The sequence below is a fragment of the Pseudomonas sp. DF11 genome, from assembly GCF_058148565.1.
Map to the genome: position 1 here is coordinate 150,421 of NZ_JBYVYN010000007.1, position 20,098 is coordinate 170,518.

A 20,098-nucleotide genomic window follows, 5' to 3' on the forward strand; every position below is an offset into this window, starting at 1 on the left:
CAATCCTTTGGGATGGATCCCAGCCACATGACAATGCAGACATCGGAACCATGAGCGCGCGCAGTGCGATACCCGGCAACACCCCGGCTTCTACACGTTCAGAATGGGTACTCGTACTGGCCAGTTCGCTGGTTGTCATTGCCATCCTGGGTATCGTGACCTTCCTGCTAATTCGCGAACACGCCGCCGCCCAACAGGCAGCGACACGTGCGGCGAACAATATCGTGCAGCTGATCGACGCCGATGTGCTGCGCAATGTGGAACTCTACGATCTGTCGCTGCAAGGTTTGGTCGCCGCCGCCAAGCGCGATGACCTGAAAGACGTTTCGCCGAAGATTCGTCATCTGGCGCTGTTCGACCGCGCCACCGCCGCGCCCTATAAAGGCGACATCCTGCTGCTGGACAAGCACGGCGATGTAATCGCTGACTCCGCCTCGATCGAACCACGCAAAGGCAATTATGCCGACCGGGAGTATTTCCAATCCCATGTCCAGGACCCGAGCCTGGACATGATGATCAGCCGCCCGTTTCGGTCCAGGAGCCACGCGCAGGAATGGCGCATCAGTTTCAGCCGTCGGCTGAACGATGAACGGGGTGAATTCATGGGCGTGGCCGAGGCGGCAATGCGCTTGAACTACTTCAACCAATTGTTCAGGAGCCTGAATATCGGTCATGGCGGCACGGTCAATCTGGTCAGCCGAGACGGTGTTCTCCTGGCCCAAGAACCACCCTTGGCCAAAGACCTGACAGGCAAGGACTTCAGTAACCGACCGAACTTCGTACGCATCCTGCGCGAAGGCAACGGCAGTTTCACCAGCGTGTCTGGCCAGGACCAGACAACGCGCCTGTACACCTTTTCCCAGGTGGGCAACTTGCCGTTGATCGTGGTGGTCGCGCTCTCGACCCAGGAGGTTTTTGCTTCCTGGCAACGTACGGCATTGCTGGTCAGCGGCGCTACCGGCGCACTGTGCATCGGTTTACTCTGGCTCACCTGGCTGCTGCGCCGTGAACTACGACGCCGCCACGCCGCGGAGCGGGAATTGGCCCAACTGGCGTCCGTCGACTCGCTAACGGGCCTGGCCAACCGCCGGACCCTGGACGAAACACTGCAACAGGAATGGCTACGGGCCCAGCGCTCAGGCCAGCCTCTGTCGGTCATGATGATTGATGCCGATCACTTCAAGGCGTTCAATGATCGCCATGGGCACCAGGGCGGTGACGAAGCCTTGCGAACCCTGGCGCGGTTGATCAGCCGGCACGTCCGCCGACCGGCCGATCTGGCAGCGCGCTACGGCGGTGAGGAATTCTCGGTAGTACTGCCGGAAACCACCACCGCCGGAGCCTTTACCATGGCCCAGAGCATTCGCGAAGCGGTGGAGCAATTGCCGCCTGCTCTCGACGGTGATGATCCCATGACGGTCAGCATCGGCATCGCCACTTGGGCCCAAGGGCCGTATGGCGAACTAGAACAACTCATGTTCGCCGCTGACAAGGCGCTGTATCAGGCCAAGGCCAGTGGGCGTAATCGTGTGGTTTGTGCGATGTAATGGCCCCTTCCCTGTGGCTATTCGACCGATTTGGGTAGGTGTGTATATCCATTGCTGCGGTAACGGGGCGCCAAAATCTACGTCCACCGCGAGACGGTCTGATAGCCGACCTGTTTTTTGATGACTGCGTTCATCCTGTGGGAACGAGCCTGCTCGCGATGACGGTGATTCAGTCGATGAGGATGTTGAATGTGCCGGCCTCTTCGCGAGCAGGCTCGCTCCCACAATAGGCTGCGGGTGTTCACAAGCGTGCGGTCCCCGCCAATCCCCTGTGGGAGCGGGCTTGCTCGCGAAAGGGGCATGACATCCAACATTCATGCAAGCTGACCCACCGCCTTCGCGAGCAAGCCCGCTCCCACAGGTCCAGCTCAAACAAGTCTGATGGGCGTACACCCCCCGCAAGAGCCAGGTCGGCTGTCAGGCCGCCTCGCGGTGGACGTAGATTTTGGCGCCCCGTTAACCATGTGTCCGGTCCGGACACGCTGTTCGAAAGTGACCCGCCGTAAGGGCGGAACCCTAAGCGGCCGTTACCGCAGCAATGGATATGTACCCCAACCAACCCAAAAAACAGCATTACCCCCTATCGCCACAGACATCCCAGAAAGCAGCCATAAAAAAAGGCCACCCGAAGGCAGCCCTTAAAAAACTAGAGAGGTTTTTTACTTACACAGCCGCTACAGGGCGCATGTAAGAGATCGGTGCGGTACTGGCATCTTCAAACGTCACGACTTCCCAAGCATCTTTCTGCTCAATCAACTTGCGCAGCAGCTGGTTGTTCAGTGCGTGGCCGGACTTGAAGCCCTTGAACTCACCAATCAGGCTATTGCCCAGCAGGTAGAGGTCGCCGATTGCATCGAGGATCTTGTGCTTGACGAATTCGTCTTCATAACGAAGGCCGTCTTCGTTCAATACACCATCGGAATCGACCACGATCGCGTTTTCAACACTGCCGCCGAGTGCGAGGTTGTGCTTGCGCAGGTACTCGATGTCACTCATGAAACCAAAGGTACGGGCGCGGCTGACTTCTTTTACGAACGAAGTGCTGGAAAAATCCACGCTTGCACTCTGGGTGCGGTCACGGAAAACCGGGTGATCGAAATCGATCTCGAAGCTCACCTTGAAACCTTCGAAAGGGACGAAAGTGGCGCGCTTGTCGCCGTCTTCCACTGTCACTTCCCGCAGGATGCGGATGAACTTCTTGGCCGCGTCCTGCTCTTCCAGGCCAGCCGATTGAATCAGGAATACGAAGGGTCCGGCACTGCCATCCATGATCGGGACTTCGGACGCGGAGAGCTCGACGTAGGCGTTATCGATGCCCAGGCCAGCCATGGCCGAGAGCAAATGCTCCACCGTGTCCACTTTGGTGTCACCGTTGACCAACGTGGTCGACATAGTGGTTTCACCAACGTTTTCCGCGCGAGCAGGGATCTGCACCACAGGGTCGAGGTCGGCACGACAAAACACGATGCCGGTATCGACAGGCGCGGGCTTGAGGGTCAGGTAGACCTTCTCGCCGGAGTGCAAGCCGACACCTGTGGCACGGATAATATTCTTCAGGGTGCGTTGTTTAATCATGGCATGGGCCGCTTCAGCGCAAATTGCGAACTGGTATCAACAAAGGCTGGCGATGATAGCAGACCAGACCTTTGCTGAACACCAATCACCCGTATCCCCCTGATACATTTCATCAATCGGCCTGACGACGCAGGAATGCCGGGATGTCCAGGTAATCCAGATCGTCTTGCGGATTCATCTTCGCGGCAGTCGCAGCACCGGCCTGGGCCTGGTTGCGCATGACGGTCGGACGGTCCAGGTCACGGTAGTTCACAGCCGGTTGTTCCTGACGAGCGGCCGCTTGCTGCTGTGGCTGGGAGGCCATGGTGGTTTGAACGGTGTTGTCGATCACCTTCATCGGCTTCTCGATTTTCGCGCCCAGACCGGTGGCTACTACAGTCACGTGCAGCTCGTCACGCATGTCAGGATCGATCACGGTGCCGACCTTGACCATCGCGTGGTCGGAAGCGAACGCCTCGATGATGCTACCCACGTCGGAGTACTCGCCCAGGGACAAGTCCGGACCGGCGGTGATGTTCACCAGGATGCCACGGGCGCCCTGCAGGTTCACATCTTCGAGCAACGGGTTGCGGATGGCCGCTTCGGTGGCTTCGCGAGCGCGGTTCGGACCGCTGGCGCAGCCAGTGCCCATCATCGCCATGCCCATTTCGGACATCACGGTGCGTACGTCGGCGAAGTCGACGTTGATCATACCCGGACGCTTGATGATGTCGGAGATACCGCGAACGGCACCGGCCAGTACGTCATCGGCCTTGGCGAAAGCCGACAAGAGGCTTGCGTCTTTACCGAGGATGGTCAGCAGCTTCTCGTTGGGGATGGTGATCAACGAGTCGACGCTTTCGCTCAGCGCACGGATGCCTTCATCGGCGATCTGCATGCGCTTGCGGCCTTCGAACGGGAATGGACGGGTCACCACCGCAACGGTGAGGATCCCCATTTCCTTGGCCACTTCGGCAATGATCGGCGCAGCACCGGTACCGGTACCGCCGCCCATGCCAGTGGTGATGAACACCATGTTGGTGCCGGCCAGGACTTCAGCGATGCGCTCGCGGTCTTCCAGGGCAGCCTGACGGCCAACCTCGGGGTTCGCGCCGGCACCCAGGCCCTTGGTCACGCCGGTACCCAGTTGCAGGATGGTCCGCGCGCCGATGTTTTTCAGCGCTTGAGCATCGGTGTTGGCGCAGATGAATTCGACGCCTTCGATGTTGCTCTTGACCATGTGGTTGACAGCGTTGCCGCCGCCACCGCCGACACCGATTACTTTGATAACCGGGCTAGCGGGGATGTTGTCTACGAGTTCGAACATTTTCCCTCTCCTTTCATTCTCTAGTTTTTTCGCCTACTGCGTTTGCCGCGTCTTCCAGCGCCAAGCCTGAAACTTGTCGCTTGAAGCTTTGAAACTGTTTAAAAGTTGCCTTTGACCCAAGCCTGGAGCCGCTCGAACAGCGGTGCCTTCGGCTCGTCGTTGCTGTAGCTGTCACGGCTGCCGATGCCCGAGAACGAGATCCCGTCGGACTGCTTCTGCAAGCCGTACATCAACAGGCCCACGCCGGTGGAATAGATCGGGTTGCGGACCACGTCATCCAGGCCCTTGATGCCATGGGGCACGCCCAGGCGCACCGGCATGTGGAAGATCTCTTCGGCCAGTTCGACCGCGCCTTCCATCTTCGAAGTACCGCCGGTCAGCACGATGCCGGCCGGGATCAGGTCTTCGTAGCCGCTGCGGCGCAATTCGGCCTGGATCAGCGTGAACAGCTCGTCGTAACGCGGCTCGACCACTTCGGCCAGGGCCTGGCGCGACAGCTCGCGCGGTGGACGGTCGCCGACGCTTGGCACCTTGATGGTTTCACCGGCACCGGCGAGTTTCGCCAGGGCGCAGGCGTAGCGGATCTTGATTTCCTCGGCGTACTGGGTCGGAGTGCGCAAGGCCATGGCGATGTCGTTGGTCACCTGGTCACCGGCAATCGGGATCACTGCCGTATGGCGAATGGCGCCTTCGGTGAAGATCGCGATGTCGGTGGTACCGCCGCCGATGTCCACCAGGCATACGCCCAGTTCTTTCTCGTCGTCGGTCAGCACCGAGTAGGCCGAGGCCAGTTGCTCGAGGATGATGTCGTCGATTTCCAGGCCGCAGCGACGCACGCATTTTTCGATGTTCTGCGCAGCGTTCACCGCACAGGTGACCACGTGGACCTTGGCCTCCAGGCGTACGCCGGACATGCCCAGGGGCTCGCGCACGCCTTCCTGGTTATCGATCACGTAATCCTGCGGCAGGGTGTGCAGCACCCGCTGGTCGGCCGGGATCGCCACGGCCTGGGCCGCGTCGAGTACGCGCTCGAGGTCGGCGGAGCTGACTTCGCGATCACGGATCGCCACGATGCCGTGGGAGTTCAGGCTGCGGATGTGATTGCCCGCCACGCCAACGAACGCCGAGTGGATCCGGCAACCGGCCATCAGCTGCGCCTCTTCGATGGCGCGCTGGATCGATTGCACGGTGGACTCGATGTTCACCACCACGCCTTTTTTCAAGCCACGGGACGGGTGGGTACCGATCCCGACGATGACCAGCGTGCCGTCGTCCGCGACCTCGCCTACCAGCGCTACCACCTTGGAAGTGCCGATATCCAGACCGACGATCATTTTCCCGCTTTGCACGTTTGCCATGGTCCTGCCTCTTCTTAATTCTTCGCGACGGCGGGTACGGCCGTCGTCGGCGCTACAGGTTCCCGCCAGCCAACAGCCAGGCCGTTGGCGTAGCGCAGATCGATGCGCGCAATGTTCGTAATCTGTTCTTTAAGCGTCTTGTCATAGATGGCGATGAAGCGGCGCATCTTTTCCACCAGGTTGCCGCGACCGAGCAATAGCTCGATGCCCGGCCCCGAGCTGCCCGCGCCAGTGGTCAGGAACCAACTGCCGCGCTCACGCAATTCCAGGCGCGCGATGGAGAAGCCCAACGGCCGCAACATCTGGCTCAACACCTGGTACTGCTGCATCACTTGCTGCTGGGCCCGCTGTGGGCCGAACAGTTGTGGCAAATGTTCATAGTTGGCCAGTTCCCGCGGCGTAAACGCCTGGCCCTGGTTGTTCAACAACGACTCGTCGCCCCATCGGGCCACCGGCAGTTGCTCTTCCAGGCGGATCGACACCTGGTCAGGCCACACCCGCCGGACTTCGGCGTGGGCGATCCAGGGCATCTGTTCCAGCTCCGTGCGCATGCCCGCCAGGTCGATGGTGAAGAAGCTCGACGCGACGAACGGGGCGATCCGCTGCTGCACAGCCTGCTGGCTGATGTAGCTCAGGTCGCCCTGGACGTTGATCCGGGCAATCGGCCGGTCGGCGTAAGGCAACAGCCGTTGGGCGCCTTCATAAGTACCGAACCCCAACGCCACCAGCAGCACCGGCCAGAACAGGCTCTTGAGAAAGCCAAAGTTGGCTTTCGGCAGACGCGCCGACATCGGCTCCTTGGCCACCATTCGGCTGGCACCCCGCGGCACCGGCTTGCGACCGGGTGCGGATGGCTGATGACGAAGCGATGCGCCTTGCATGGCTTAACCTCTTGGCTCTTGTTGGCCGACACTGGCGACCAGGATCGACAGCACCAGTTGCTGGAAATCCAGGCCGGCGGCGCGGGCCGCCATCGGTACCAGGCTGTGATCGGTCATGCCGGGAGCGGTGTTGACTTCCAGGAACCAGAACTGCCCATCGGCGTCCTGCATCACGTCTGCCCGGCCCCAACCGGCAATACCCAGCGCCTCACAGGCCTTGGCCGTGAGGTCCATCAGTTCTTTTTCCTTGGCGGCGTCCAGCCCGCAGGGAATGCGGTACTGGGTATCGTTGGCGACGTACTTGGCGTCGTAGTCGTAGAACGTGTGGGGCGTGCCCAGGGCAATCGGGGGCAACACCTGGTCACGCAGGGTGGCGATGGTGAACTCTGGACCACTGATCCACTGCTCGACCAACACTTGCGAATCGTAGGAACTGGCGTCTTTCCATGCCGCGGTCAACTCAGGCAGCGAATTCACTTTCGCCATGCCGATACTTGAACCTTCATGGGCCGGTTTGACGATCAAAGGGAAGCCCAGTTCCGTGGCCGCCGAAATACAATCGGCCTCGGACGCCAGCACGGCGTGGCGCGGCGTCGGAATGCCGAGGCTGTGCCAGACCTGCTTGGTGCGCAGCTTGTCCATCGCCAGGGCGGAAGCCAGGATGCCGCTGCCGGTGTAGGGAATCCCCAGGCACTCGAGCAAACCTTGCATGCTGCCGTCTTCACCACCGCGACCGTGCAGGATGATGAATGCGCGGTCGATCTTCTCGTTCAGCAGGCGCTGCAGGAAGTCGTCGCCCACATCGATGCCGAATGCGTCGACACCTGCACTTTGCAAGGCTTGCAGCACGGCGTTGCCAGACTTGAGGGACACCTCGCGCTCGGCGCTCTTGCCACCGAACAGCACGGCCACGCGACCGAAGGCTTTCGGATCGAGGGTCGAGACCAGGTTAGCGTAGGCAGCAGTCATTTCAGTTTCCCCGCGCTGGAAGCTACGATGGCCCCGGCGAATAACGGACTGTTCAACAGTTTCGGGGCCAGGCCACCGATATCGCCGGCACCCTGGCACAGCAGGATGTCGCCGGCGCGCAGCAGCGGCTTGACCAGCGGCGCGAGGTCCACGCCGCGTTCGATGTAGATCGGGTCCAACTGGCCGCGCTGGCGAATGCTGTGGCACAGCTGGCGACTGTCGGCCCCCGGGATCGGCTCTTCACCGGCCGGGTAGACTTCCATCAAGAGCAGCACATTGGCGTCGGCCAGCACCTGGACGAAATCGTCATACAGGTCGCGGGTGCGGCTGTAGCGGTGCGGCTGGTAGACCATCACCAGGCGCCGCTCCGGCCAGCCACCGCGCACAGCCTTGATCACCGCCGCGACTTCGGTCGGATGATGGCCGTAGTCGTCCACCAGCATCACGTTGCCGCCTTCCACCGGCAGTTCGCCGTAGACCTGGAAGCGCCGGCCCACGCCCTGGAACCCGGACAGGCCCTGGACGATGGCTTCATCGCTGACGCCTTCGTCGGTGGCGATGCAGATGGTGGCCAAGGCATTGAGCACGTTGTGGTTGCCGGGCATGTTCACCGACACGTCCAATGGCTCGCGATCAGGACGCAAGACGGTGAAGAACGTCTGCATGCCCTGCTGGCGCACGTTGATGGCGCGCACGTCGGCTTCTTCGCCAAAACCGTAGGTCACGGTCGGACGCTTGATCAGCGGCAGGATCTCGCGCACTACCGGGTCGTCCAGGCACACCACCGCCAGACCGTAGAACGGCAGGTTGTGCAGGAACTCGACGAAGGTTTTCTTCAGTTTGTTGAAGTCACCGTCGTAGGTCGCCATGTGGTCGGCGTCGATGTTGGTGACCACGGCCACCAGCGGTTGCAGGTGCAGGAAACTCGCGTCGCTCTCGTCGGCTTCGGCGATCAGGTAGCGGCTGGTGCCCAGCTGGGCATTGGTGCCCGCGGCGTTCAGGCGCCCACCGATCACGAAGGTCGGGTCCAGGCCACCGGCAGCGAACACCGAGGCGATCAGGCTGGTGGTAGTGGTCTTGCCGTGGGTACCGGCAACGGCGATGCCGTGGCGATAACGCATCAGCTCGGCGAGCATCTCGGCCCGTGGTACCACCGGAATGCGGCGTTCCAGGGCGGTGGCGACTTCCGGGTTGGAGGTGTTCACGGCACTGGAAACCACCAGCACGTCGGCATTGGCGGCGTTCTCGGCGCGGTGGCCAATAAAGATCTGCGCGCCGAAGGATTCCAGGCGCTCGGTCACCGGCGACGCTTTGAGGTCGGAACCGGAGACTTCATAGCCCAGGTTCAACAGCACTTCGGCGATCCCGCACATGCCCACGCCGCCGATACCGACGAAGTGGATGCGGCGGATACGGCGCATTTCCGGCTGCGGCATGGCTTTGCGATTCTCAACCATGGGCCACCTCCAGGCAGGTATCGACCACTTGGGCCGTGGCATCGGGTTTGGCCAGGCGGCGTGCGGCGCGGGCCATCTCTTCAAGTCGTTGCGGCTGCATCAAAACCTCTGTCAGGCGCGCGGCAAGATCCGCGGCGCCAGTCGTTCTTTGCGGCATCAGGAAGGCAGCGCCTTCACGGGCCAAATAATCGGCGTTACGGGTCTGGTGATCGTCGATGGCGTGGGGCAAAGGCACCAGCATCGAGGGCAGACCGGCGGCAGCCAGTTCACTGATGGTCAGCGCGCCTGCGCGGCAGACCACCAGGTCGGCCCAGCCATAGGCTTGGGCCATGTCTTTGATGAAAGGCTGCACCTGCGCCTCGACGCCAGCGGCGCGGTAGCGCTCGGCGGTCACTTCATCGTGGTTCTTGCCGGCCTGGTGAAACACTTCCGGGCGCAGTTCAGGGGCGACCTGCGACAGGGCTTCAGGCAGCAATTTGTTCAACGGTTCTGCCCCCAGGCTCCCGCCCAGGACCAGCAAACGCGCCTTGCGTCCAGCCAGGGCCGGGCGCGGTGTATCGAAAAACAGCTCGGTACGCACCGGATTACCGGTGGTACGGCGGCTGCCCGACAGGGTAAAGGTGTCGGGAAAGGCTTCACAGACCCGGGCGGCCAACGGCACCAGTAACCGATTGGCGGTACCGGCCACGGCGTTTTGTTCGTGAACGATCACCGGCACACCGGCCAATTTCGCCGCGACACCGCCAGGACCGGTCACATAACCACCGAACCCGACCACGCACACCGGCCGCAACCGACGGATGATCGCCCGCGCCTGCCAGATCGACTTGAGCAGCATCAGCGGCGCCTTGAGCAACGACAGCTTGCCTTTGCCGCGCAGGCCACTGGCGTCGATCCGGTGCAGTTCGAGGCCGGCACCCGGCACCAGTTCGTTCTCGATCCCCCGTGGCGTGCCCAGCCAGTGCACGGTATAGCCGCGCGCCTGGAACTCCCGGGCACAGGCCAGCGCCGGGAAGACGTGCCCGCCGGTACCGCCCGCCATGATCAGCACGTTAGCGCCCATGAGTCGGCTCCTCGGCGAAGTCGCTCTCCTGGAATTCCATCTCTTCGCTGCCCAAATGGGTTCGACTCTCCCATTCGATACGCAGCAACAAGCCGAGACAGGCACAGCAGATCACCAGGGAACTGCCGCCATAACTGAGGAACGGCAGCGTCAGGCCCTTGGTCGGCAACAGGCCGACGTTCACGCCGATGTTGATCAGGAATTGGCCGATCCACAGGAACGACAAGCCATACGCCACGTACGCAGCAAAAAACTGCTTGGCCTTCTCCGCCCACAAGCCGATGTACATGCCGCGCACGCAGACGAACACGAACAGCGCCACGGTGCACAGCGAGCCCACGACGCCCAGCTCCTCGGCCAGCACCGAGAACACGAAGTCGGTATGGGCTTCGGGCAGGTAGAACTGCTTCTGCACGCTGTTGCCCAGGCCGACGCCCAGCCATTCGCCACGACCAAAGGCAATCAGTGCCTGGGTCAATTGATAGCCGGAACCGAACTGGTCGGCCCACGGATCGGTAAAGGTGATCAAACGCGCCATCCGATACGGTTGCGCCTGGACCAGCACGGTCACTGCCGCCACCGCCAGCGCCACCATCAGGGTGAAACGGAACAGCCCGACGCCCCCCAGGAACAGCATCGCCGCCGCGGCGCCCATCATCACCACCGTGGCGCCGAAGTCCGGCTCCATCAGCAACAGGCCCGCCATCGGCAGCAACACGATGAACGGCTTGAAAAAACCCATCCAGCTTTCGCGTACTTCTTTCTGGCGCCGCACCAGGTAACCGGCGAGGTAGATCACCACGAAGACCTTGGCGATCTCCGAAGGCTGAACGTTGAAGAAGCTGAAGCCGATCCAGCGCATCGAACCGTTGACCTCGCGGCCAATCCCCGGCAACAGCACCATCACCAACAGGCCAAAGGCACCGAGCAGCATCATCCAGCCCAGGCGCTGCCAGGTGGCGATCGGCACCATCATGGTGACGATGCACGCGCCCAAGCCGAGCACCAGGTAAATCAGGTGGCGGATCATGTGGTAAAGCGTATTGCCCGACTGCACCGCGGCCACTTCCGACGATGCGGACGTGATCATCACCAGGCCCAGGCCCAGCAGCGCCAGGCAACCGGCGAGCATCGGGAAATCCAGGTCGATGCCACGTCCGGTGATCAACGGCGACGGATACGGCTTGATGATGTTCATCAGGCTCATGCCAAGTCCTCCGCCGCCCGGGCGAACAACTGCCCACGCTCTTCGTAGTTCTTGAACATGTCGAAACTGGCGCAGGCCGGCGACAACAGCACCGCGTCGCCTGGTTGCGCGAGGGCGCGGCACTGCTGCACCGCTTCATCCAGCGAAGCGACGCGCACCAGCGGCACGGCATCGCCAAGCGCCTGGGCGATCAACTCGCGGTCGCGCCCCATCAGGACCACGGCACGGCAGTTGGCCGCCACCGGATCGCGCAGATCCTTGAAGTCGGCACCCTTGCCGTCGCCCCCGGCGATCAGCACCAGTTTGCCTTCGATGTCCGCGCCCAGCCCTTCGATGGCCGCCAGTGCCGCGCCCACGTTGGTGGCCTTGGAATCGTTGTACCAGGCCACGCCATCGAGGTCGCGCACCCACTGGCAGCGGTGTTCGAGACCGGCAAACGTGCGCAGGGCCGAGAGCATGGCGTCGAACGGCAGGCCAACCGCATGCCCCAGGGCCAGGGCCGCCAGGGCATTGGCCTGATTGTGGGCGCCGCGAATCTTCAGCTCGCGCACTGGCATCAGGTTCTGGAATTCGAAGGCAAGGTATTTCTCGCCATTCTCTTCGCGCAGCCCGAAACCTTTGAAATCCGGAACGCCCAGGCCGAAGGACCAGCATGGCATGCCCTCGCCCAACAGAGGTCGAGTCAGGGCGTCCTGACGGTTGAACACCACTTGCCGGGCGCCACGGAAGATCCGGTGCTTGGCCAGGTGATAAGCCGGCAGGCCGCTGTAGCGGTCCATGTGGTCTTCGCTGATGTTGAGCACGGTCGCCACTTCGGCGCCCAGATGGTCAGTGGTTTCCAGCTGGAAACTCGACAGCTCCATCACGTACAGCTCGACGTCGTCACTGAGCAGGTCCAGCGCCGGGGTACCGAGGTTGCCACCCACGGCGACACGCTTGCCAGCTGCCGCCGCCATCTCGCCCACCAGGGTGGTGACGGTGCTCTTGGCATTGGAACCGCTGATGGCGACGATCGGCGCCTTGGCGTTACGCGCGAACAGCTCGATGTCTCCGGACAGTTTCACGCCACGGGCAGCCGCCGCCTGCAGGGCCGGAGTCGCCAGGGCCAGGCCGGGGCTCACGTAGAGCTCGTCGGCGCGGCACAGGAATTCGACATCCAGCTCGCCACAACGCACGTCCACCTGGGGATAGTCACGGCGCAGCGTGGCCAGCTCAGGCGGATTCTCCCGCGTATCGGCCACGGCAAACGACACGCCCCGGTTCGCCAGGAAGCGAACCAGGGACATGCCGCTCTTGCCGAGGCCGACAACGATGCGGAAGTGGTCAGAAGCGATCAGGGACACTCGTTCTACCTCAGCTTCAGGGTGGCAAGGCCGATCAGCACCAGGATCACGGTGATGATCCAGAAACGGACGATCACACGCGGCTCGGGCCAGCCCTTGAGTTCAAAGTGGTGGTGGATCGGTGCCATGCGGAATACGCGGCGGCCGGTCAATTTAAAGGAAGCAACCTGAATGACGACTGACAGGGTCTCCATCACGAACACACCGCCCATGATGAACAGGACGATTTCCTGGCGAACGATGACAGCGATGGTGCCCAGGGCCGCGCCCAGCGCCAACGCGCCGACGTCGCCCATGAAGACTTGCGCCGGGTAGGTGTTGAACCACAGGAAGCCCAGGCCGGCACCGATCAGTGCACCGCAGAACACGATCAGCTCGCCCGCCCCAGGCACATAAGGGATCAGCAGGTACTCGGCGAATTTCACGTTACCCGACAGGTAGCAGAAGATCCCCAGCGCACCGCCCACCATCACCGTTGGCATGATCGCCAGGCCATCGAGGCCGTCGGTGAGGTTGACTGCGTTGCTCGAACCGACGATCACCAGGTAGGTCAACACGACGAAGCCGGCGCCCAGCGGAATGCTGTAGTCCTTGAGCATCGGCAGGATCAGGGTGGTCTCCACCGGCGAGGCGGCAGTCATATAAAGGAAGATCGCCGCGCCGAGGCCGAACACCGACTGCCAGAAGTATTTCCAGCGGCTTGGCAGGCCACGGGAGTTCTTCTCGATGACCTTGCGGTAGTCGTCGACCCAACCGATGGCGCCGAACAGCAGGGTCACCAGCAGCACGACCCAGACGTAACGGTTCGCCAGGTCGGCCCAGAGCACGGTGCTGATGCCAATGGACGACAGGATCAGCGCGCCGCCCATGGTCGGGGTGCCGGATTTGGACAGGTGCGACTGCGGGCCATCGTTACGAACCGACTGGCCGATTTGCAGGTTCTGCAGGGTGCGGATCATCCACGGGCCCAGGAACAGCGACAACGACAGCGCGGTCAGCACACCCAGGATCCCGCGCAGGGTCAGGTACTGGAAGACCGCGAAGCCTTTGTGGAACTGTTGCAGGTACTCCGCTAGCAGCAGCAGCATTAATGTTTCTCCATACGGGTGCCGCACAGCGCCGCGACGACGTTTTCCATCGCTGCGCTGCGTGAGCCCTTGATCAATAAGGTGGTGTTCGGGTCTTGCTCGGCGCCCAGGGCCTGGATCAGCTCGGCCTGAGTGGTGAAATGCTGTGCGTGTTCGCCAAACGCCGCGACCGCGTGGGCCATCATCGGGCCGACGGCATACAGTGCATCGACTTTGCCGCGCGCATAGGCACCGACATCGTGATGGCCCTGTTGCGCCCATTCGCCCAGTTCGCCGATATCCCCCAGCACCAGCACGGTGCGGCCGGAGAAACCGGCGAGGATATCCACTGCCACGCACATGGACGTCGGGTTGGCGTTGTAGGTGTCGTCGATCACGCGCATGCCGTTGCTGGCCAGTTGCGCGACGGAGCGTCCCTTGACCGGCTGCACGGCGTTCAGCCCGGCGACGATGCCTGGCAGCGACACGCCCAGGGCATGGGCGGCAGCGGCGGCAGCCAGGGCATTGGCGACGTTATGGGTGCCCAGCAGGTTCAACTGGACCCGCTCGGCGCCGTCGGGGCTGTGCAGGTTGAAGGCCGGGCAACCACGGGCGTCACGGTCCAGGTCGCTGGCATAGAAATTAGCGGCGAGGTTGCTCAGGGCGAAGGTCAACACCTTGCGCTCGCCCGCCCGGGCCTTCCAGATTTCAAAGGCCTTGTCGTCGAGATTCAGCACGGCGACGCCATCGGCATCCAGCCCTTCGATGATCTCGCCCTTGGCCTCGACGATTTTTTCCGGGCCGCCGAACTCGCCGACGTGGGCGGTCCCGGCATTGTTGAGCACCGCCACGTGGGGCTTGGTCATGGCCACGGTGTAGGCAATCTCGCCGAGCCGCGAGGCACCCAGCTCGATGACGGCGGCGCTGTGTTCCGGCGCCAGCTCCAGCAAGGTCAGCGGTACGCCGAGGTCATTGTTCAGGTTGCCACGGGTCGCCAGCACCGGACCGCGGGTGCGCAGGATACTGGCAAGCATCTCCTTGACCGTGGTCTTGCCGCTGGAGCCGGTGATGGCCGCGACCGGATTGCCAAACGCCGCGCGGTTCAGCGCGCCGAGTTGGCCCAAGGCCTGGCGGGTGTCGTTGACCAGCAATTGCGGCAACGTACTGTTGGTCACTTCCCGCTCGACCAATGCCGCGACCGCACCTTTGCCCGCGACTTCGTTCAGGTAATCGTGGCCGTCGAAACGTGGCCCGGCCAGGGCGACAAAAAGTTGTCCCGGGGCGATGGCGCGGCTGTCGATGCTGACGCCATTGAAGGTGGCGTCCGCAGCGATGAGGCGCCCATTCAGGGCGCTGGTCAGTTCGCTGAGTTTCAGGGCCTTAAGCATGGGCCACCTCCCACGCGGTCAAGGCATGATCGGCTTCCACCAGATCGGAGAAAGCATGGCGTTCGCCGTTGATTTCCTGATAGTCCTCGTGGCCCTTGCCGGCCAGGACGATGACGTCGTCCGCCGAAGCGCTGGCAATCAACTGGGCGATGGCCTGGCCGCGACCGGCCACGAAGGTGACGTTGTCCACGGCCGAGAAACCGGCGCGGATATCGTCGAAAATCCGCAGTGGGTCTTCGGTACGTGGATTGTCATCGGTGACCAGCACACCGTCGGCCAGCCGCTCGACCACCTCGGCCATCAGCGGACGCTTGCCGCGATCGCGATCGCCGCCGCAGCCGAACAGGCACAACAACTTGCCCTTGGCGTGAGGCCGCAGGGCCATCAAGACTTTTTCCAGCGCATCGGGGGTATGGGCGTAGTCGACCACCACCAGCGGTTGCGTTCCGCCCCCCAAGCGCTGCATGCGACCGGCCGGGCCTTCGAGTTTCGGCAGGACCTTGAGGATTTCATCCAACGCGTAGTCCAGGCCGAGCAAGGCACCGATAGCGGCCAATACGTTGCTCAGGTTGAAGCGACCCAGCAAGGTGCTGCGCAAATGGTGCTCGCCCTGAGGCGTGACCAGCGTGGCGCGCACACCCTCGTCAGTGAATTGCGCCTGGCGTACATAAAGGTAGGCGCTGGCATCTTCCAGGCTGTAGGTAATCAACCGTGACTCGCGTTTTTCGGCGGCCAATTGCCGACCGAACTCGTCATCTAGGTTGATGACCCGGCATTTCAAATCATTCCAGGCGAACAGCTTGGCCTTGGCTTCGCCGTAGGCCTGCATGGTGCCGTGGTAATCCAGGTGATCCCGGGACAGGTTGGTCAACACCGCGACGTCAAAGGCCAGCGCGGTTACACGGCCTTGGTCCAGGCCATGGGAAGAGACTTCCATCGCGACGGCCTTGGCACCGGCCTTTTTCAGGTCCGCCAGGGTCGCTTGTACGGCAATCGGGTTCGGCGTGGTGTGCAGGCCACTTTCCAGCGCGCCATGGAAGCCGTTGCCCAGGGTTCCGACAATGCCGCAATGCTGGCCGAGCAGGTCCAGGGCCTGGGCCACCAGTTGGGTGACGCTGGTCTTGCCGTTGGTACCGGTCACGCCAATCAGGTTCAGGTGACGGCTCGGGTCGCCATAGAAACGGCCGGCGATGTCCGACAACTGCGCCGCCAGGCCCTTGACTGGAATCAGCGGAACGTCAGTGATCGGCAGCACGGTCGCGCCTTGCACTTCATAAGCCACGGCCGCCGCGCCGCGCTTGAGGGCGTCGGCGATGTGGGCGCGACCATCGAACCGCGCGCCCGGCACCGCCAGGAACAAGTCCCCGGCACGTACATTGCGGCTATCCAGGGCCAGCTCGCGAATCAACAGGTCGTGACCGGCATGGGCAAAAATCTTGTTCAGGCTCAGGGACATCAGCCACGCCCTCCTTCGGCTTTCAAGGGAACGACCGGTGCGGTATTGGCCTGCTGGGTCGGCGGCAGGTTATCCGGGGTAATGTTCATCAGGCGCAGGGTGCCGGACATCACTTTGCTGAACACCGGCGCCGAGACCAGGCCACCGAAGTAGCCCGCCTTGCTCGGTTCGTCGATGACCACGACGATGGCGTAGCGCGGGTCGCTCATCGGGCCGAAGCCGGCGAACAGCGAACGGTAGGAGTTCTCGGCGTAGCCTTTGGTGCCCACGGAGGTCTTGCGCGCGGTACCCGATTTACCTGCCACATGATAAGCCGGCACTTGGGCGCGGTAGACGCCGCGCGGCGCCTCGATCACCTGTTGCAGCATGCCCTGCATGGTCTTGGCGACGTTCTCCGGGATCACTTGGGTGGTCTGCGGTGCTTTGTCGGTTTTGATCAGCGTCAGCGGTGCGATACGGCCATTGTTGGCCAACGCGGAAAACGCGTGGACCAGTTGGATCGCTGTCACGGAAACCCCGTAGCCGTAGGACAGGGTGGCGGTTTCAGCCTTGCGCCAGTCACGGTAGTTCGGCAGGTTGCCGACACGCTCGCCCGGGAAGCCCAGGCCAGTGTCCTGGCCGAGGCCGATCTTCTGGGCCAGGCGATAAATCGTCTCGCCGCCAATGTCGAAGGCGATCTTGCTCATGCCCACGTTACTGGAATTGATCAGGATGCCGGTCAGGTCGAGCACCGGGCCTTCGGTCTTGGACACGTCGCGAATGGTGTACTTGCCGATCTGCAGCGTGCCCGGATACACCTCGACGGTGTCGCTCGGCTTCCAGCGCCCGGTTTCCAGCGCAGCGGCCATGGACACGGCCTTCATGGTCGAGCCCGGTTCGAACACGTCGATCATCGCGCGGTTACGCATCATCGCCGGTTGCAGGTTGCGACGGTTGTTCGGGTTGTAGGTCGGCTGGTTGACCATGGCCAGGATCTCGCCGGTCTTCACGTCCATGATCACCAGGCTGCCGGCCTTGGCACCGTTCTCGACGATGGCATTGCGCAACTCGCGGTTGGCCAGATATTGCAGGCGCAAATCAATGGACAACGCCAAGGGCTTGCCGGCCTTGGCGTTTTTGGTGACCTGGACATCCTTGATCAGCCTGCCGCGCCGATCCTTGATGACCTGTCGCTTGCCGGCAACCCCGGCGAGCCATTCGTCATAGGCCAGTTCGACACCTTCCCGACCTCGGTCATCGATGTCGGTAAACCCGACCATGTGGGCCGTGACTTCACCGGCCGGGTAGAAACGCCGGAACTCTTCGATGCCATAGACGCCCGGCACTTTCAGGTCGAGCACACTCTGCCCTTGCTCGGGGGTCAACCCGCGCACCAGATAGATGAATTCCTTGTTGGCCTGGGCTTCGAGGCGCTCGGCCAGGGCCTTGGGGTCCTGCCCGAGGGCGGCGGCCAGTGCCGGCCATTTTTCCTTGGCCAGCTGCATTTCCTTGGCGTTGGCCCAAAGGGTGGTCACCGGGGTACTCACGGCCAGGGGTTCGCCATTGCGGTCGGTGATCAGGCCGCGGTGAGCCGGGATAGGAATGTGCCGCACGCTGCGGGCATCGCCCTGCCCCTTGAGGAAATCACGGTCGACGACCTGCAGGTCGATGATGCGCCACGAAATCGCCGCCACCATGATCCCGAGCAAGCCCAAAACCAGACGAAACCGCCATGGGAACAGCGCCCCTTCGAGTTTCATCATGGCGCCACCATCTGCACTTCAGCGGCGCCGGGAATGCGCATCTTCAGTTGTTCGGTGGCCAATACTTCGATGCGGCTGTGGGCGGTCCAGGTGCTCTGCTCCAGGATCAACCGGCCCCACTCGGCCTGCGCCTTGTCGCGCACGCTCAGTTCGTTGTAGAGGGTATTGAGCAACTGCCGGTTCCAGTGCGCGCTATAGGACACGGCGATGGCCGACACGAGCACGCCGATAAACAGCAGCAGCATGAAAAAGCTGCCGCCGGGCAGGGGCTTGGCGAAGAGCTTGCTCACCGCAACTTCTCCGCGACACGCATGACGGCGCTACGGGCGCGTGGGTTGGCCTTGAGTTCGGCTTCGGAAGCGAACTGCGCCTTGCCATGGATCTTGATTTTCGGCACGAAGGCTTCGAAACGCACCGGCAGGTTGCGCGGCAGGTTATCGGCTTCGCCCTTGGTGAGCTTGCGCATGAACAGCTTGACGATGCGGTCTTCCAGGGAATGGAAGCTGATCACCACCAGCCGGCCGCCGATTTCCAGCGCTTCAAGCGCTGCTTCAAGGCCAGCTTCGAGATCGCCCAGCTCGTTATTGACGTGGATGCGCAGGCCCTGGAAAGCACGGGTCGCCGGGTTCTTGCCCTTCTCCCAGGCCGGGTTGGCGACTTTCAGCACTTCGGCCAGGTCGCCGGTGCGTTCGAATGGCTTGATGTCGCGACGCTCGACCACGGCGCGGGCCATGCGGCCGGAGAAACGTTCTTCACCGTATTCCTTGAAGACACGGGCGATTTCTTCCACCGAGGCAGTGTTGACGAATTCGGCAGCGCTGATGCCACGGGACGGGTCCATGCGCATGTCCAGCGGGCCGTCATTGAGGAAGCTGAAGCCGCGCTCCGGGTCGTCTAGTTGTGGCGAAGACACGCCCAGGTCGAGCAGCACGCCACTGACCTTGCCGGCCAGGCCACGCTCGGCGACTTCCGAACCCAACTCGGCAAAGCTGCGCTGCACAACGACAAAGCGGCCGTCTTCGGCCGCCAGCGCTTGCCCGGTGGCAATCGCTTGAGGATCCTTGTCGAATCCGAGCAACCGGCCGCCCGGCCCCAGCTTGCTGAGAATCAACCGGCTATGTCCGCCACGCCCGAACGTACCGTCCAGATAGCAGCCATCAGGACGTACGGCGAGAGCCTCGACGGCTTCGTCAAGCAGTACGGTGATGTGGTTAAAGCCGCTATCAATAGTCACAGGATCAAATCACGCAGTTCATCAGGCATGGCGCCCGGTTGTTGAATAGCAGCGAGGTCGGCGGCAGAAACCGCATTCCAGGCATCTTCGTCCCACAGCTGGAACTTGTTCAGTTGGCCCACCAGCATCGCGCGCTTGTCCAACTTGGCGTATTCGCGCAAGCGCGGCGGCACCAGGAAACGACCGCTGCCATCGAGCTCGAGGTCAACGGCGTTACCGATCAGCAAACGTTGCAGGCGACGGTTTTCTTCACGCAACGAAGGCAGTGCGCGCAGTTTGGTTTCGATGATTTCCCACTCATCAAGAGGGTAAACGCACAAACATGGATCAACAGCGTCGATCGTGACGATTAACTGCCCGGAACTTCGCGAAACGAGCTCGTCACGATACCGGCTCGGCATGGCGAGACGGCCTTTTGCATCGAGACTGATAGCGTTAGCTCCGCGAAACACGTCAGCGTTTCTCCACTTTTTGGCGTTTTACCTTCAAAAAAACCCACTTCATG

General features: G+C 62.4%; 17 protein-coding genes. 1 reads left to right on the forward strand and 16 read right to left on the reverse strand.

The window, feature by feature from the left end; genetic code table 11:
- Nucleotides 1–50: 50 nt before the first annotated feature.
- The gene (locus AC30D9_RS20705) at nt 51–1,547 is read left to right on the forward strand and encodes a sensor domain-containing diguanylate cyclase (RefSeq protein ID WP_307574431.1); all 1,497 of its coding nucleotides are present in this window, start codon (nt 51–53) and stop codon (nt 1,545–1,547) included.
- A gap of 663 nt (nt 1,548–2,210) precedes the next feature.
- On the opposite strand, the gene lpxC is transcribed toward AC30D9_RS20705, so the two are convergent.
- The 16 genes from lpxC to mraZ form a co-directional block, all read right to left on the reverse strand.
- Nucleotides 2,211–3,122 carry a UDP-3-O-acyl-N-acetylglucosamine deacetylase gene (lpxC, locus tag AC30D9_RS20710; protein WP_030139673.1) on the reverse strand — a complete coding sequence of 304 codons (912 nt, stop codon included), beginning with the start codon at nt 3,120–3,122 and terminating at the stop codon, nt 2,211–2,213.
- Between the two features lie 112 nt (nt 3,123–3,234).
- Nucleotides 3,235–4,428, reverse strand: coding sequence for a cell division protein FtsZ (gene ftsZ, locus AC30D9_RS20715; protein WP_109754807.1), 1,194 nt, complete (start codon nt 4,426–4,428; stop codon nt 3,235–3,237).
- Between the two features lie 98 nt (nt 4,429–4,526).
- Nucleotides 4,527–5,786 carry a cell division protein FtsA gene (gene ftsA / locus AC30D9_RS20720; RefSeq protein WP_134925717.1) on the reverse strand — a complete coding sequence of 420 codons (1,260 nt, stop codon included), beginning with the start codon at nt 5,784–5,786 and terminating at the stop codon, nt 4,527–4,529.
- 14 nt (nt 5,787–5,800) lie between these two features.
- Nucleotides 5,801–6,667, reverse strand: coding sequence for a cell division protein FtsQ/DivIB (locus tag AC30D9_RS20725; RefSeq protein ID WP_030139675.1), 867 nt, complete (start codon nt 6,665–6,667; stop codon nt 5,801–5,803).
- A 3-nt stretch (nt 6,668–6,670) separates the two neighbouring features.
- Complete coding sequence (locus tag AC30D9_RS20730; protein WP_490144755.1) at nt 6,671–7,636, reverse strand: D-alanine--D-alanine ligase; 966 nt, start codon at nt 7,634–7,636, stop codon at nt 6,671–6,673.
- A complete protein-coding gene (murC, locus tag AC30D9_RS20735; protein WP_134925719.1) occupies nt 7,633–9,093 on the reverse strand; it encodes a UDP-N-acetylmuramate--L-alanine ligase in 1,461 nt (486 codons plus the stop codon). Before murC ends, AC30D9_RS20730 begins: the two co-directional genes overlap by 4 nt.
- Entirely contained in the window at nt 9,086–10,156 is a 1,071-nt protein-coding gene (murG, locus tag AC30D9_RS20740) for an undecaprenyldiphospho-muramoylpentapeptide beta-N-acetylglucosaminyltransferase (protein WP_109754810.1), read from the reverse strand. Before murG ends, murC begins: the two co-directional genes overlap by 8 nt.
- A complete protein-coding gene (ftsW, locus tag AC30D9_RS20745) occupies nt 10,146–11,363 on the reverse strand; it encodes a putative lipid II flippase FtsW (protein WP_134925721.1) in 1,218 nt (405 codons plus the stop codon). The genes murG and ftsW overlap by 11 nt, the downstream gene beginning before the upstream one ends.
- A complete protein-coding gene (gene murD / locus AC30D9_RS20750) occupies nt 11,360–12,706 on the reverse strand; it encodes a UDP-N-acetylmuramoyl-L-alanine--D-glutamate ligase (protein WP_116833398.1) in 1,347 nt (448 codons plus the stop codon). The genes ftsW and murD overlap by 4 nt, the downstream gene beginning before the upstream one ends.
- Before the next feature lie 5 nt (nt 12,707–12,711).
- Complete coding sequence (gene mraY / locus AC30D9_RS20755; RefSeq protein WP_109754813.1) at nt 12,712–13,794, reverse strand: phospho-N-acetylmuramoyl-pentapeptide-transferase; 1,083 nt, start codon at nt 13,792–13,794, stop codon at nt 12,712–12,714.
- Nucleotides 13,794–15,161, reverse strand: a complete 1,368-nt coding sequence (locus AC30D9_RS20760) for a UDP-N-acetylmuramoyl-tripeptide--D-alanyl-D-alanine ligase (protein ID WP_490144756.1) — start codon at nt 15,159–15,161, stop codon at nt 13,794–13,796. The genes mraY and AC30D9_RS20760 overlap by 1 nt, the downstream gene beginning before the upstream one ends.
- On the reverse strand, nt 15,154–16,617 hold the full coding sequence (locus tag AC30D9_RS20765) for a UDP-N-acetylmuramoyl-L-alanyl-D-glutamate--2,6-diaminopimelate ligase (protein WP_307574441.1): 1,464 nt from the start codon (nt 16,615–16,617) through the stop codon (nt 15,154–15,156). The genes AC30D9_RS20760 and AC30D9_RS20765 overlap by 8 nt, the downstream gene beginning before the upstream one ends.
- On the reverse strand, nt 16,617–18,356 hold the full coding sequence (locus tag AC30D9_RS20770; RefSeq protein WP_162893922.1) for a peptidoglycan D,D-transpeptidase FtsI family protein: 1,740 nt from the start codon (nt 18,354–18,356) through the stop codon (nt 16,617–16,619). The genes AC30D9_RS20765 and AC30D9_RS20770 overlap by 1 nt, the downstream gene beginning before the upstream one ends.
- Nucleotides 18,356–18,649, reverse strand: a complete 294-nt coding sequence (ftsL, locus tag AC30D9_RS20775) for a cell division protein FtsL (RefSeq protein ID WP_003178214.1) — start codon at nt 18,647–18,649, stop codon at nt 18,356–18,358. The genes AC30D9_RS20770 and ftsL overlap by 1 nt, the downstream gene beginning before the upstream one ends.
- Nucleotides 18,646–19,593, reverse strand: coding sequence for a 16S rRNA (cytosine(1402)-N(4))-methyltransferase RsmH (gene rsmH / locus AC30D9_RS20780; protein ID WP_167659354.1), 948 nt, complete (start codon nt 19,591–19,593; stop codon nt 18,646–18,648). Before rsmH ends, ftsL begins: the two co-directional genes overlap by 4 nt.
- Entirely contained in the window at nt 19,590–20,045 is a 456-nt protein-coding gene (gene mraZ / locus AC30D9_RS20785) for a division/cell wall cluster transcriptional repressor MraZ (protein WP_003205355.1), read from the reverse strand. Before mraZ ends, rsmH begins: the two co-directional genes overlap by 4 nt.
- Nucleotides 20,046–20,098 lie beyond the last annotated feature (53 nt).

Bases quoted from the DNA above. Each gene is read 5' to 3' on its own strand.
- AC30D9_RS20705 (WP_307574431.1), top strand. From the start codon at position 51: ATGAGCGCGCGCAGTGCGATACCCGGCAACACCCCGGCTTCTACACGT.
- lpxC (WP_030139673.1), bottom strand. From the start codon at position 3,122: ATGATTAAACAACGCACCCTGAAGAATATTATCCGTGCCACAGGTGTC.
- ftsZ (WP_109754807.1), bottom strand. From the start codon at position 4,428: ATGTTCGAACTCGTAGACAACATCCCCGCTAGCCCGGTTATCAAAGTA.
- ftsA (WP_134925717.1), bottom strand. From the start codon at position 5,786: ATGGCAAACGTGCAAAGCGGGAAAATGATCGTCGGTCTGGATATCGGC.
- AC30D9_RS20725 (WP_030139675.1), bottom strand. From the start codon at position 6,667: ATGCAAGGCGCATCGCTTCGTCATCAGCCATCCGCACCCGGTCGCAAG.
- AC30D9_RS20730 (WP_490144755.1), bottom strand. From the start codon at position 7,636: ATGACTGCTGCCTACGCTAACCTGGTCTCGACCCTCGATCCGAAAGCC.
- murC (WP_134925719.1), bottom strand. From the start codon at position 9,093: ATGGTTGAGAATCGCAAAGCCATGCCGCAGCCGGAAATGCGCCGTATC.
- murG (WP_109754810.1), bottom strand. From the start codon at position 10,156: ATGGGCGCTAACGTGCTGATCATGGCGGGCGGTACCGGCGGGCACGTC.
- ftsW (WP_134925721.1), bottom strand. From the start codon at position 11,363: ATGAGCCTGATGAACATCATCAAGCCGTATCCGTCGCCGTTGATCACC.
- mraY (WP_109754813.1), bottom strand. From the start codon at position 13,794: ATGCTGCTGCTGCTAGCGGAGTACCTGCAACAGTTCCACAAAGGCTTC.
- AC30D9_RS20760 (WP_490144756.1), bottom strand. From the start codon at position 15,161: ATGCTTAAGGCCCTGAAACTCAGCGAACTGACCAGCGCCCTGAATGGG.
- AC30D9_RS20765 (WP_307574441.1), bottom strand. From the start codon at position 16,617: ATGTCCCTGAGCCTGAACAAGATTTTTGCCCATGCCGGTCACGACCTG.
- AC30D9_RS20770 (WP_162893922.1), bottom strand. From the start codon at position 18,356: ATGAAACTCGAAGGGGCGCTGTTCCCATGGCGGTTTCGTCTGGTTTTG.